This is a genomic window from Streptomyces sp. DT2A-34, from assembly GCF_030499515.1.
In the GTDB taxonomy this organism is placed as follows: domain Bacteria; phylum Actinomycetota; class Actinomycetes; order Streptomycetales; family Streptomycetaceae; genus Streptomyces.
The window spans coordinates 6,630,996-6,644,107 of the sequence record NZ_JASTWJ010000001.1; the positions used below are offsets into that span (position 1 = coordinate 6,630,996).

Annotated in this window: 11 protein-coding genes; 6 read left to right on the forward strand and 5 right to left on the reverse strand. The window is 71.9% G+C overall.

Features of this window, described 5'->3' with window-relative positions:
- Positions 1-109 precede the first annotated feature (109 nt).
- From cpt to QQM39_RS29860, 5 genes are all read left to right on the forward strand, one after another.
- Positions 110-643 carry a chloramphenicol phosphotransferase CPT gene (gene cpt / locus QQM39_RS29840; protein ID WP_302000643.1) on the forward strand — a complete coding sequence of 178 codons (534 nt, stop codon included), beginning with the start codon at positions 110-112 and terminating at the stop codon, positions 641-643.
- Positions 644-843: 200 nt separating this feature from the next.
- On the forward strand, positions 844-1,236 hold the full coding sequence (locus QQM39_RS29845; protein WP_302000644.1) for a dihydrofolate reductase family protein: 393 nt from the start codon (positions 844-846) through the stop codon (positions 1,234-1,236).
- Between the two features lie 141 nt (positions 1,237-1,377).
- Positions 1,378-3,042: an energy-dependent translational throttle protein EttA gene (gene ettA, locus QQM39_RS29850; RefSeq protein WP_302000645.1), complete on the forward strand. Its 1,665-nt coding sequence runs from the start codon at positions 1,378-1,380 to the stop codon at positions 3,040-3,042.
- A gap of 6 nt (positions 3,043-3,048) precedes the next feature.
- A complete protein-coding gene (locus tag QQM39_RS29855; RefSeq protein WP_302000646.1) occupies positions 3,049-3,462 on the forward strand; it encodes a thioesterase family protein in 414 nt (137 codons plus the stop codon).
- Positions 3,459-4,151 carry a hypothetical protein gene (locus QQM39_RS29860; RefSeq protein WP_302000647.1) on the forward strand — a complete coding sequence of 231 codons (693 nt, stop codon included), beginning with the start codon at positions 3,459-3,461 and terminating at the stop codon, positions 4,149-4,151. Before QQM39_RS29855 ends, QQM39_RS29860 begins: the two co-directional genes overlap by 4 nt.
- A gap of 45 nt (positions 4,152-4,196) precedes the next feature.
- On the opposite strand, the gene QQM39_RS29865 is transcribed toward QQM39_RS29860, so the two are convergent.
- A complete protein-coding gene (locus QQM39_RS29865; protein WP_031476728.1) occupies positions 4,197-4,601 on the reverse strand; it encodes a globin in 405 nt (134 codons plus the stop codon).
- A 203-nt stretch (positions 4,602-4,804) separates the two neighbouring features.
- Here QQM39_RS29865 and QQM39_RS29870 point away from each other — a divergent pair, with 203 nt between their 5' ends.
- Entirely contained in the window at positions 4,805-5,800 is a 996-nt protein-coding gene (locus QQM39_RS29870) for a methyltransferase domain-containing protein (RefSeq protein WP_302000648.1), read from the forward strand.
- Between the two features lie 70 nt (positions 5,801-5,870).
- Here QQM39_RS29870 and QQM39_RS29875 read toward each other — a convergent pair whose 3' ends face one another.
- The 4 genes from QQM39_RS29875 to QQM39_RS29890 form a co-directional block, all read right to left on the reverse strand.
- The gene (locus QQM39_RS29875; protein ID WP_302000649.1) at positions 5,871-7,451 is read right to left on the reverse strand and encodes an FHA domain-containing protein; all 1,581 of its coding nucleotides are present in this window, start codon (positions 7,449-7,451) and stop codon (positions 5,871-5,873) included.
- 159 nt (positions 7,452-7,610) lie between these two features.
- On the reverse strand, positions 7,611-8,957 hold the full coding sequence (locus QQM39_RS29880) for a VWA domain-containing protein (protein ID WP_302000650.1): 1,347 nt from the start codon (positions 8,955-8,957) through the stop codon (positions 7,611-7,613).
- A gap of 110 nt (positions 8,958-9,067) precedes the next feature.
- Positions 9,068-10,573, reverse strand: coding sequence for a PP2C family serine/threonine-protein phosphatase (locus tag QQM39_RS29885; RefSeq protein WP_302000651.1), 1,506 nt, complete (start codon positions 10,571-10,573; stop codon positions 9,068-9,070).
- Between the two features lie 3 nt (positions 10,574-10,576).
- A complete protein-coding gene (locus tag QQM39_RS29890) occupies positions 10,577-13,090 on the reverse strand; it encodes a serine/threonine-protein kinase (protein ID WP_302000652.1) in 2,514 nt (837 codons plus the stop codon).
- Positions 13,091-13,112 lie beyond the last annotated feature (22 nt).

Below are 13,112 nucleotides of genomic sequence, written 5' to 3' on the forward strand. Positions count from 1 at the left end.
GCGCGGGCCGCCGTGGCCCAGGCCCCCTCGAAGCCGCCTGTCGCGCAGGCTCCCGAGCGCCTGCCGAAATTCGCTTCGTGCCGAGCGGTATGCGCCCTACTGTGGAGCGGTGGCGACTCAGGTGATCATCCTCAACGGTGGTTCCAGCTCGGGGAAGTCCGGGATCGTACGGTGCCTGCAGGCCGTACTGCCGGATCCGTGGCCGGCGTTCGGGGTCGACTCGTTCGTCGACGCCCTGCCCGCGAAGATGCAGGCCTCGGACGCGGGGATCGCGTTCGCTGCCGACGGCGGCGTGAGCGTCGGAGCGGACTTCATGGCGCTGCAGGCGGCCTGGATGGAGGGCATCGCGGCGATGGCCCGCGCAGGCGCCAGGATCATCGTCGACGACGTCTTCCTCGGCGGCGCGGCGTCCCGGCAGCGCTGGGAGAAGACTCTCGGCGGACTGACCGTGCTGTGGGTCGGCGTCAGGTGCGAGAGCGCGGTCGCCGCGGGCCGTGAGATCGCACGGGGAGACCGGGTCCCGGGGATGGCCGCGCTGCAGGCGGAGGTGGTTCACGAGGGCGTCGCCTACGACGTGGAGGTGGACACGACGCACACCGAGTCCTTGGCGTGTGCGCGCACCATCGCGGCCCGGGTCGGCTGACCGACTCACCTGACCGCCGCAGCTGACCGACTCCGCGGCTCTCGGCAGCCGGCCTGCAGGACAGCAAGATTCAGAGCGGGGTGACGGCAAGGCCGTCGCAGCCGAGCCGGCGGTGGGTGTGTCATCGATCTCGATGAGTTTCGGAAGCCGCGGGTCCATGGGCACGACGGTCGCTCGAAGCCCGCCCCGAGGGATTGATCATGCCCACCGCAGACAGCCCGCAGCGAATCGACACCACACCCGGCCCGCCGAGTCGCCGACACGGAACGACAGACCGCGGACGGCAAGGTGACGACGCGCAGCCCGCCGAGGGCGTGACGTTCTTGAGCTGCCATGTGGCCGACGCCGTCCGGATCGGGCTGGAGGCGGCCGGCGGCAAGAACCGCGAAGTGTTCTCGCCCACCATCGGCCGCCGGCTCCTCGACCGCGGACTGATCGACGAGATCGACCTGCACATCGCGCCGGTGCTCCTCGGCGACGGGATCCGGCTGTTCGACAACCCCGGCGGCTTCCCCGTACAGCTGGAGCTGCTCAACGGCGACGACCGCTCGGCCGGGGTGAACGTGCGGTACCGGCCGGTCGCGGCCGGGTGACTGCCGTGGCGTAGGCCCCACAGGCAGCGAATCCCCAGGTCAGAGCCCGCCGGTCATACGCGTTTCCACCCAGGGGTGGCGGTACGGCAAGATGGGGTGTATCTGCCCACTGCCTGATTTCAAGCTGCCGGACGGTTTCTCTTGGCTGAGTACATCTACACCATGCGCAAGACGCGTAAGGCAATCGGCGACAAGGTCATCCTTGACGACGTCTCGCTGAACTTCCTGCCCGGCGCGAAGATCGGTGTGGTCGGCCCGAACGGTGCCGGTAAGTCGACCATTCTGAAGATCATGGCGGGGCTGGAGCAGCCGTCGAACGGCGATGCCTTCCTGTCGCCGGGGTACACCGTCGGCATCCTGCTGCAGGAGCCGCCGCTGAGCGAGGACAAGACCGTCCTGGAGAACGTCCAGGAGGGTGTCGCCGAGGTCAAGGGCAAGCTCGACCGCTTCAACGAGATCGCCGAGCTGATGGCGACCGACTACTCCGACGCGCTGCTCGACGAGATGGGCAAGCTCCAGGAGGAGCTCGACCACGCCAACGCCTGGGACCTCGACGCCCAGCTGGAGCAGGCCATGGACGCGCTCGGGTGCCCGCCCGGCGACTGGGCCGTCACCAACCTCTCCGGTGGTGAGAGGCGCCGCGTCGCGCTGTGCAAGCTGCTGCTGGAGGCCCCCGACCTGCTGCTTCTCGACGAGCCCACCAACCACCTCGACGCCGAGTCGGTGAACTGGCTGGAGCAGCACCTCGCCAAGTACGAGGGCACCATCGTGGCCGTGACCCACGACCGGTACTTCCTCGACAACGTCGCCGGCTGGATCTGCGAGGTCGACCGCGGTCGGCTGCATGGCTACGAGGGCAACTACTCCAAGTACCTGGAGACCAAGCAGACCCGTCTCAAGGTCGAGGGTCAGAAGGACGCCAAGCGCGCCAAGCGGCTCAAGGAAGAGCTGGAGTGGGTGCGGTCGAACGCCAAGGGGCGGCAGGCCAAGTCCAAGGCGCGTCTGGCCCGCTACGAGGAGATGGCGGCCGAGGCCGACAAGATGCGGAAGCTGGACTTCGAGGAGATCCAGATCCCGCCGGGCCCGCGGCTCGGCAACATCGTCGTCGAGGTCTCCAACCTCACCAAGGGCTTCGGCGACAAGGTCCTCATCGACGACCTCAGCTTCACGCTGCCGCGCAACGGCATCGTGGGTGTCATCGGCCCCAACGGCGCCGGCAAGACCACCCTCTTCAAGATGATCCAGGGTCTGGAGACGCCCGACTCCGGCGAGATCAAGGTCGGCGAGACCGTCAAGATCTCGTACGTCGACCAGAGCCGCGCGAACATCGACCCGAAGAAGACCCTGTGGGCGGTCGTCTCCGACGAGCTCGACTACATCAATGTGGGTCAGGTCGAGATGCCGTCGCGGGCCTACGTCTCCGCCTTCGGCTTCAAGGGCCCCGACCAGCAGAAGCCGGCCGGTGTGCTTTCCGGTGGTGAGCGCAACCGTCTCAACCTCGCCCTCACCCTCAAGCAGGGCGGCAACCTGCTGCTCCTCGACGAGCCGACGAACGACCTCGACGTCGAGACGCTGGGCTCCCTGGAGAACGCGCTGCTCGAGTTCCCGGGCGCGGCCGTGGTCGTCTCCCACGACCGGTGGTTCCTCGACCGGGTCGCCACCCACATCCTCGCCTACGAGGGTGACTCCAAGTGGTTCTGGTTCGAGGGCAACTTCGAGTCGTACGAGAAGAACAAGATCGAGCGGCTCGGACCGGACGCCGCGCGTCCGCACCGCGCCACCTACAAGAAGCTGACCCGGGGCTGATCGATCTTGCGGCACATCTACCGCTGCCCGCTGCGCTGGGCGGACATGGACGCGTACGGCCACGTCAACAACGTGGTCTTCCTCCGCTACCTGGAGGAAGCCCGTATCGATTTCCTGTTCCGCCCGGAGAAGGACTTCAAGCAGGGGTCCGTGGTGGCGCGCCATGAGATCGACTACAAGCGGCAGCTCGTCCACCGGCACACCCCCGTGGACATCGAGCTGTGGGTCACGGAGATCAGAGCGGCGTCCTTCACCATCACCTACGAGGTGAAGGACGACGATCTCGTCTATGTGTGCGCGTCGACGGTGATTGTGCCGTTCGACTTCGAGGCGCAGCGCCCGCGCAGGCTCACCACGGAGGAGCGGGAGTTCCTGCGGGAGTACCGGGACGACAGCGAGGAGGAGGCCGTCGCCGCATGACGGTGCTCCACCTCGCCGACGAGGGGGAGGCGGCGGATCTCGCGGCCTTCCTCTCCCGGCTGCTCCACTACGACCGTTCCGCCGCGGTGCGTCTGCAGGCGGCCGGCACCGCGCTCGCCGTCTTCGGGCGGCCGCCGTCCTTCGAGGTGCTGGCGATCCGCGCGGTGCGACTGGCGAAGCCGTACGAGAACGGGCTCGACGTCACGCTGGACGTGACCGTGTCCGCGGGCGAGCTGCTGGAGTCCGTCGACGAGGCGGCCGGCACGGCCGTCGTCCCGGCCGCGGTGACCGGCCCGCCGTGGGCCGGCGTGCTGCCGCCGCGCGGTGGCTGGCGGCGCGAGGCGGCACTGCCGGCGCCGGGCGAGCTGCAGGCCATGGTCGGCGCGGCGGTCGCCGAATTCCGGTCCCGTACGCAGGAGTTGGCGCCCGAGCAGCGTACCCGGGCCGAACTCGACCGGATCGGGCGCGAGATCTGGTCCCGGACGGTCGGGGACACCCGGCTTCCGGTACGGGCCCTGCACGCGGCCCAGTCGCTGGGCTTCCTGCGCGTACGAGGCGGCACGCAGGCGCCCGACGCGGCGCACCTGGCGCTGTTCTCGTCGGGCGCGTGGCTGCGGCTGCGCACGCCGTACGGGTCGATCGCCGTACGCAGGGCGGGGCTCGGGGCGCTGGACGTCAGCGTCCGCTGAGCCCGGCCGTACGAGCGCTCCGGCTGCTACGCCGATACGGCAGGATCAGCCCGCCGTGTTCACCATCGACGCCGCCGCGTACGTCAGGTAGTTCCACAGCGTCCGCTCGTGCTCCTCGGAGAGGCCGAGCTCGTCGACGGCGACCCGCATGTGCTTCAGCCAGGCGTCGTGGGCCGCGCGGTCGACGGTGAAGGGGGCGTGGCGCATCCGCAGCCGGGGGTGGCCGCGGTTCTCGCTGTACGTCGTCGGGCCGCCCCAGTACTGGATCAGGAACAGGGTCAGGCGCTCCTCGGCCGGGCCCAGGTCCTCCTCGGGGTACATGGGCCGCAGGAGCGGGTCCTCGGCGACACCCTCGTAGAAACGGTGGACGAGTCGGCGGAAGGTCTCCTCCCCGCCGACCTGCTCGTAGAAGGTCTGCTCCTGAAGCGTGCCGCGCCGAATCTCGGTCACTGTGGGCTGCCTCGCATGTGTCGTTCCGGTCCGCCCGAATCTGTTCTGCCGGGGGTCCGGGGTTGTCCCCCGGGAAATGCAGTACGTCACCCATGGTCTCAGACCGGGCGGCCGAGGACTCAAGGCCTAGGACCACCCCCACCGAGCCATGGATTCAGGCCGCGGCACTCGCCTCGTGCCGCCCGCCGCAGCACAGTGGACGTATGAGCGCGCAGGAGCTCGGCAGGGAGGCAGCGGAGCTCGCCGACGTCGCCGCCTCGGCGCGGGCCGCACTGGTCGGCGAGATCGAGGCGAGCGGGGCGTGGGCCGAGGACCCGGTGTGGCGGGAGGTCTTCGCCGCCGTTCCGCGGCATGTGTTCGTGCCGTACTACTACGTCGGCGTCGCCGGCGGCTACGAGCGTCGCTGGGGTCAGAGCCCCGACCCGGCCGCGCGGGAGCGCTGGGGGCGCGGGGCGTACCTCGACACCCCGCTGGCCACCCGGCTGCGCGACGGCGAGCTGCTCTCCTCCAGCAGTCAGCCGTCGCTGATGGCGATGATGCTGGTCGCGCTGGAGGTGGAGGACGGCAACAGAGTCCTGGAGATCGGCGCGGGCACGGGCTACAACGCCGCCCTGCTCGCCCACCGGCTCGGCGACGACGACCTCGTCACCACCGTCGACCTGGAGCCGGAGATCACCGAGTCGGCCCGGCAGCACCTGGCCGCCGCCGGGTACCACCCCGTCGTCGTCACCGGCGACGGCGCCCGCGGCGTACCCGAACGCGCCCCCTTCGACCGGATCATCGCGACCTGCACCCTGCGGTCGATCCCCCGCGCCTGGCTCGCCCAGTGCCGCCCCGGCGCCCGCATCCTGACTCCGCTCGCCACCGGCCTGGTCGCCCTCGTCGTGCACGACGCCGAGCACGCCGAGGGGCGCTTCCTGTACACACCCGCCTACTTCGTGCCGCTGCGCGGCGGGACCCTGTCCGAAACGGAGCCCGCTCACGTGGGCGGGCTGCCCCGCCGGGCCAGGGAGCACGAGCTGTTCCGCTTCCTGCTGGCCCTGACCCGCGGCAGCCTCGATCCGCAGGAGGCGTACGCGCTGTGGGAACGCGAGGGGCAGCCGCAGAGGGAGCGGTACGGGATCACCGTGAGCGGCGAGCACGAGTGGGCGTGGCTGGACGATCCGGAGGGGCCGTACGCATGGGCACTGCCCGGCTGAAACACCGGGAGGGGGCGGTCGTACGGCACTTGCTCGCCGTACGACCGCCCCCTCCTGGTATCGAGAAGACCTAGCCGCGTCGGATCGTGATCGTCGTCCACGCCCCGACGTGCACCCGGTCGCCGTCCTGCAGCGGTACCGGCACGAAGGGCTGGATCGGGTCCTCGGAGCCGTTCACCGTCGTGCCGTTCGTCGAGTTCTGGTCGACGACAGCCCAGGTGCCGTCCGGCTGCTGGACCAGGACCGCGTGCTGGTGCGAGACGCCCGGGTCCTCCGGCGGCACCGACAGGTCGATGTCCGGGGTGTCGCCGGTGGAGTGGCGGCGGCGGCCGATGGTGACCTGGTTGCCGGTGAGGGCGCGCTGCTGCTCGGGCGAGTACGCGGGCAGGTTCAGGCCCGCGGCCTCGGGGCCGGAGCGCTGCATCATCGCCATGAAGTACTCGCGGTCCGGACCGATGGTCGCCGACCAGGTCGTCGGCGTCGTCGGCTGCTGCGGGTAACCCGGGCCGGGGGGCGGCGGGGCCTGGGGCGAGCCGGGCTGCGGGTAGCCGTAGCCGCCCTGAGCGGGGCCGCCGGGGCCGCCGGGACCACCGGGACCGCCAGGGCCACCGGGGCCCGACGACGGCGGCGAGATCACCCAGTCGTCACCGCCACCGAAGGACGGGCCGCCCTGCTGCGGAGGACGGTGGGTCTCCTGCGGGAAGCCGGGCGGGGCGGGCGGGCCGCCGGGGCCTGCCTGCCCGGGCTGCTGGAACGCCTGCGGAGCACCACTGATCGCGCCGGGACCGCCGGACGGGGTGGGGCCGGGTGGCGGTGGAACGGGCCGCGAGGGGTCACCGCCGAAGCCGCCGGGGCCACCAGGGCCGCCGGGGTTGGGGTTGCCCGGACCGCCGGGGCCTGGGCCGAAGCCGCCAGGGCCGCCGGGCCCACCGGGCCCACCGGGGTTGGGGTTGCCGGGGCCTGAGCCGAAGCCGCCAGGGCCACCAGGGCCGCCGGGGTTGGGGTTGCCCGGACCGCCGGGACCCGCGCCGAAGCCGCCCGGGCCAGGGCCAGGACCGGGGCCGCCGGGACCGCCGGACCCACCGGGACCAGGGCCGCCAGGATTACCCGGACCACCCGGACTGCCATGGCCACCCGGACCGCCATGGCCACCCGGACCGCCATGGCCACCCGGCCCCTGCGGCTCCGCGCCGAACGGCGGGATCGGTTCCGCCGGGCGGTTCACCTGGGACGGGCGCGAGCCCTGGTACTCGTACGAGTCACCGCCGCCGAACGACGGTGGCGGCGCCGACTGCTGCTGGAAGTGGGAGGGCAGGCCCGGGCCGCCGGGCGCCTGGGTGCGCGGGGCGGCGGGCGTGTACGACGTCGCCGTGTTGGTCAGGAAGTTCCACCGGCACTCCTCGCAGAACGGCGCACCGCCCTCACGCGGGGTACGGCACTGCGGGCAGAGCTCCGGCTCCGGTACGGCGGACGTGGGCGGCGGGCCGCCGTTCGGGCCACCGAACGGGCCGCCGGGTGGCGGGAAGCCGTAGCCACCGCCGGGCGGGGGCGGCGGCGGAGGGGGTGGAGGTACGGCACCGGCCATGCGGTGACCGCAGACCTCGCACCAGTCGTCGGAACCCGACTGGTGTCCGTTCGGGCAGGTCGGCATGTCGGCGCTTCCCCCTCTCCTTTCCGGCCGGTTCGACCGGATTTTCTCCAACCCCAAGGGGTCAGGCTCGCTGCTTTTCAGGGTCCTGCTAGGGCACTACTAGGGCGCTACTAGGGCACTACTAGGGCGCTACTAGGGCGCTACTAGGGCGCTACTCGGTCACTTCTTTACACGAACAGTCTTTGTCGACCGTGTCTCGAGAGTCATCTCATCGGCCTCCGCGACCTTCGCCTTCAGTCGCACAGTACCTGCCGCGGCATCGACCACGTCCACCACCTTCGCAAGGAGTTTCGCCGTATCCGCGTTTCCGGAGGCGCTGGCGAGCTGAACGGCGCGGCCCAATTTGGCCGTTGCTCCATCCATATCCCCCGCTTTGCGTAGATCAAGACCTTGCTGGATGGCTTGTGCCAGTTCAGCTTGGCCCGTGTAGTGGGCAACCTGGGGGTTGATCGACGTCGAGGCGACCATGTCGTCGGTCCATACGGCCCGTACGAGCCCCTGGGCGCCCAAGTTCTGCGCGGTGCCGTCAGGTTGCGGGATGACCAGGGAGACCCGGGCGGCGAGCATCTCCCGGCCGAGGTCGGCGGCGGGAACCTCGACGCATACGTGGTAGTCGCGGGACTCGTCGCCCCAGGAGCCGGTGGGGTAGTCCCCGGCGCGAGGGCCGGCCTCCGTGCGGCGGTCGGTCAACTCCTCGACGGTCGGCGCGACTTGCTTGACGAACTTGATGGTCGTGCCGACCGGCGTCCACACGCGCAGCGCGACGTCCGCGACCTCCTTGCCCATCGCCGTCTCCATCATCCGCGTGAAGTCGGCGGCGAGACCGGCCGGGTCGGCGACGATGTCGGCGCTGCCGAGCAGGGCGGAGGCGATTGCTGTGACTTCTTTCACTTCCCAGTCCGTACCCACGCCGCGGGCGTCACAGGTGAAGCGTCCGGCACAGGCGTCGAGCGCGGACCTGAGGTCCTCGGGCGACTCGTGTTCATTGCGGCCGTCGGTGAGCAGGATGCCGTGCCGGATGGCGACGTCGGCCGAGGACAGCAGGCGGTCGGCGAGGCGCAGCCAGGTGCCGATGGCCGTGCCGCCGCACGCGCTGAGCCTGCGCAGGGCCTGCTTGGCCTGGTCGCGGGTGGTGGCGTCGGCCACGGCCAGGCGGCCGCCGCCGGGATAGACCTCCTTGGCCACGTGCGTGCCGCCGACCACCGCGAAGTGCACGCCGTCGCGCAGGGTGTCGATCGCGGCGGCCGTGGCGTCGCGGGCGTTGCGCATCTTGGTCGGCGGGTAGTCCATCGAACCCGAGCAGTCGACCATGATCGCCACCGCCGCGGACGGGCCCTGCCCCGGCGAGTAGAGGTGGGGCGCGGCGACCGCGCTCCCGACCGTGCCGCCGCCGGTCGAGGTCACCGTGACGATCGCGTTGACCTCGCGACCGCCCTCCGGCAGGTACTCGTTCTGGTACACGTCCACCGAGAACTGCGGCACGTTCGACTTCGAGAAATTGGCCATGTGTTCTCAAATCCCCCTAAAGAACCCCGTGGTGGGGCCATGGCTGTCGGCGGACCGGTCCCCTCCGGTCCGATGAGGCCGTTCGTCCAGGCTGTCCCCGCGGTGCGGCCTCAGGCCGATCCTGCCCCCATCGGCGGTGCCGGGAACGGCAGGACGGCCACTGTTACGTTGTCGTGGCCCCCGCCGTCGAGGGCGTGACCGACGAGCACCTGGGCGCTGTGCAGGGGGCGCGCGGCGGCGTCGAGGGGCACGACCTCGGCCATGTCGTCGGCCGCCTCCGCGTAGTTCCACAGCCCGTCCGTGCACACCACCACCACACCCGGACGGTCCGGCTTGAAGGAAGCGGTGTGCGGCTCCAGTTCGTAGGCGTCCGCGCCGAGCCAGCCCGTGATCGCGTGGGCGCGCTCGTCGGCGTATGCCTCGGCCTCGTTCATCAGGCCGGCGGCGACCATCTGCGCGGCCCAGGAGTCGTCCTCGGTGAGCCGGGCCGGGGGTGTGCTGCGGTCCACCGGGACCCAGTAGGCGCGGCTGTCGCCGACCCAGCCGACGATCAGCAGCTCGGGCGTCACCACGGAGCCGACGATCGTGCAGGCGGGGGCGTTCTGGTGCGGGCCCTGCTCGCGGACCGTGGCCGGCTCGGCGGCCAGCGCGTTGACCGCGTTCGCGGCGGCGACGATCGCGTCGTGCATGGCCTGCTGCGGGTGCGTGCCGCGCGGCAGGGCGGCCAGCAGTGACTCGCTCGCCGTCCGGGAGGCGGCCATCGACGCGTCGTCAGGGCGGGTCGCCGAGGACACTCCGTCGCAGACGATCGCCAGGACCGCGGGCCGGCCGTCGGGCAGCGCGGTGCAGGCCACGGTGAACGCGTCCTCGTTGCGGTGGTGGCGCAGACCGCGGTCGCTGACGGCGGCCACCGGACCGGCGTCCAGCTCCATGTGGTCGCGTTCGCGCGGCTGGGCGTGACCGCAGTTCTCGCAGTACCCGTCGTGGTCGACGCGGCCCGCACGGCAGGCCACGCACACCTTGGTGCCCTCGGGCGGGGTCGGCAGGTCGGTGACGACGCGCGGATCGGGCGCCTGCAAGGGGTACTCCTCGGGCTCGGGAGGACGGTCGAAACGGACGCCGGAGGCCGGGGAGTCGGGGGAGCCGGTCGGGGCGGGCGGGCCGTGGGGAGCGGGCGGCGTCCCCGGGCCGGCCGGCGCGCCGTGGCTGCCCGGGGCCGGGACGGTGGAGAAGCCGGGTGGTGCGTGGTGGCCGGGGGCCGGGAAGCCGCCCGGGAGGCCGGGGTCGGCGGAGGCCGGGGCGCCGGGCGACACGTCGGGACCGCTCGCCGCCGGCGGCATCGGTGCGGCGTGCGGCGGTGACGGGGGGAGCGGGGGCGTGCCCGGGGGCAGTTCGTGTCCGCCGGAGCCGACCGGCGTGGCGGCGCCGGGCCAGTCCGTGCCGGGCGCGCCCGTGGCGGGGTGCGGCGCCGAGCCGTTCATGACGATGGTCGGGTTGTCGTCCGGCCGTACGGGTACGGCGGACAGGTCGTATCCGCACGCACCGCAGAAACGGTCACCCGACTCGAGCGGCCATTCACAGCTCGGGCAGGCGGACAGTTGGGGCATCTGCGACATCAACTACACCCACGTCCGGGGGCGGTAACGGTTTGCACGTTCCACCAGGTCGATCCTCTCCTCGCCGCCCTGTGCGAGCCGGGCCAGCGTGCGGTACGAACGTTCCAGGCCGAAACGCAGTCCCCGCTCGTCCAGGCCGCTGCCGAGCAGCGTCCGTCCTCCGGTGGCGGCGGGAGGGGCGGAACCCTGGCCACCGGAGAGTATCCAGTCCAGCGCGCAGCCGAGGACTTCCGCCGACAACTGCTCCCGGCGCGCCGGGTCCAGACCGTACGCGTCCAGCGCCTCGACCTGGCCCGCGGCCGCGGTCAGGTCGTCAAGAAACGGTACGTCAGCGGCGAGCGCCGTGCGCCCACGCAGCCGGGCGCGGACGGCCGCCACGCGTGCGGCCGTGTAGTGAATGGAGCTCTCCGGAACCGACTCCAGTGTCCGTACGGCGCTACGGCGGTCGCCGGCCGCCAGCTGGACGCGGGCGAGACCGAAGGCGGCGCTCACATAGCTCGGATCGGTCGACCACACCAGGCGGTAGTACTCGGCGGCGTTGTCCAGCTGGCCCAGCACCTCCGCGCACAGGCCGAGGGCCAGCTTGGGGGCCATCTCGCCGGGGAAGGCGTCGTAGATCGCGTCGAAGGCGAGCGCGGCGCCCTCGTGGTCGCCGGTGACGAGCGCGGCCACGCCGCGGTACCAGACGACCCGCCAGTCGTCGGGCCGCTCGTCCTCCAGCTTCAGCAGGGCCTCGTGCGCGGTGCCCGAGTCGCCGTTCTCCAGCCAGGCCCGCACCTGCCGCAGCCGCGTCTCGGTCGACGGCGCCGCAGCGGCGGCGAGAGCGCCGAGCAACTCGGCGGGCGCGGTGGTCATCAGGCCCGCCAGGAAACCGGCGTTGGGGTCGGAGGGGTCGACCCGGGGGACCGGAAGCGTGAGGGCGGCGACGGCGGCGTCGACGACCTTGACGATGCCGGCGGAAACAGCAGGCGGGTTGGCCACAGGGAGGGAGAGCTGCTTCTGGGTACGCACGACCCGCGCCCCCAACCGCGACACCTCGCCGGCCGCCTTCGGGAACAGCTCCGTGTCCGTGACCCGCACCTCGGGGCCGAACAGGGTCGACAGCGACGGCCTGGCCCGACCCGTCTGCAGGGACACGACCTCCCGCAGCACGCCGGTCAGTTGCTCCGTCATCTCCTGCGCGGAGGCGAAGCGGCGGGCCGGGTCGGGGTCGGTGGCGCGGACCAGGAGGCGGTAGAAGGACTCGTACTGGCGGAAGACCTCGATGTTGTCGGGGTCGGGCAGCGAGTCGACGTAGACGTTCGTGTAGCCCTGGAAGTCGAAGGCCAGGACGGCCAGGGTGCGCGCGACGGTGTACAGGTCGGACGCCACCGACGGGCCGACCTCCGCGACCTCCGGCGCCTGGTAGCCCACCGTGCCGTAGATGGCCGACTCGTCGTCGTCCATCCTGCGCACCGCGCCCATGTCGATCAGCTTGAGCTGGTCCTCGGTCTGGATGGCGTTGTCGACCTTGAAGTCGCAGTACAGCAGGTTGCGGCTGTGCAGGTGGCCGAGGGCCTCCAGCGCCTCGATGCCGTACGCGCACGCCTGCTCGACGGGGAGCGGGTCACGCTTCCCGGTGGGCGTACGGCGGCCGTTGGCGATCTCCTTCAGCGACTTGCCGCCGACGTACTCCATCACGATGTAGCCGTCGAGCGAGCCCGTGCGCTGGTCGAGGTGCTCGACGAAGTTGTAGATCCGCACGATGTTGGCGTGCTCGATCTCCGCGAGGAAGCGCCGCTCGGAGATCGCCGCCGCCATCGCGTCCTGGTCGCCGGTGTCGAGCAGGCCCTTGAGCACCACCCAGCGGTCGGAGACCGCGCGGTCCACGGCGAGGTAGATCCAGCCGAGGCCGCCGTGCGCCAGACAGCCCACGACCTCGTACTGGCCGTGCACGATGTCGCCGGCCCTCAGCTTCGGGACGAAGGAATACGGGTGACCGCACTTCGTGCAGAAGCCCTCCGTGCGGCCCGGCCGGTCGCCGCGCGCCCGGCCCACCGGCGCCCCGCAGTCCGAGCGGGAGCAGAACCGCTTGCGCTCGGGCACCTCCGGGTTCTCCAGCACCATCGCGCGCGGGTCGGGCCGCGGCACGTCCGGGACCTGGACCAGGCCGACGCCGAGCCGGCCGCGGCCGCTGGAGCCGGCGGTCGAGCCGGAGCTGCGCACCGACACCGAGCGGCTCGTGGAACGGCCCGACAGTGAGCGCGACAGCCGTCCCGACACCGAGCGCCGGGACTTCGACGACTGCGACGACGTACGCGAACTGCCGCGGCCGGTGGAGCGGGAGCTGCCGCTGCCCGCCGAGCCGCGCGAGTCCTTGCCGCCGGCCGTCACCCCGGTGGGCGGCGAGCCCACCATGCCGGTCGCCGAGACGACCGGGGCGAGGCCGCAGGTGTCGCAGTACAGCTCGCCGCCGCCCACGTCCTCGTACGTCCCGCCGCAGTCGGGCCGCTGGCAGGTCTGTTGTGGCTGACTCATGACGACGACTCCCCCCTGTTCC

Coding starts and splice junctions, on each gene's coding strand:
- QQM39_RS29845 (WP_302000644.1), top strand. CDS start 844: ATGCCCACCGCAGACAGCCCGCAGCGAATCGACACCACACCCGGCCCG.
- QQM39_RS29860 (WP_302000647.1), top strand. CDS start 3,459: ATGACGGTGCTCCACCTCGCCGACGAGGGGGAGGCGGCGGATCTCGCG.
- QQM39_RS29870 (WP_302000648.1), top strand. CDS start 4,805: ATGAGCGCGCAGGAGCTCGGCAGGGAGGCAGCGGAGCTCGCCGACGTC.
- QQM39_RS29875 (WP_302000649.1), bottom strand. CDS start 7,451: ATGCCGACCTGCCCGAACGGACACCAGTCGGGTTCCGACGACTGGTGC.
- QQM39_RS29880 (WP_302000650.1), bottom strand. CDS start 8,957: ATGGCCAATTTCTCGAAGTCGAACGTGCCGCAGTTCTCGGTGGACGTG.
- QQM39_RS29885 (WP_302000651.1), bottom strand. CDS start 10,573: ATGTCGCAGATGCCCCAACTGTCCGCCTGCCCGAGCTGTGAATGGCCG.
- QQM39_RS29890 (WP_302000652.1), bottom strand. CDS start 13,090: ATGAGTCAGCCACAACAGACCTGCCAGCGGCCCGACTGCGGCGGGACG.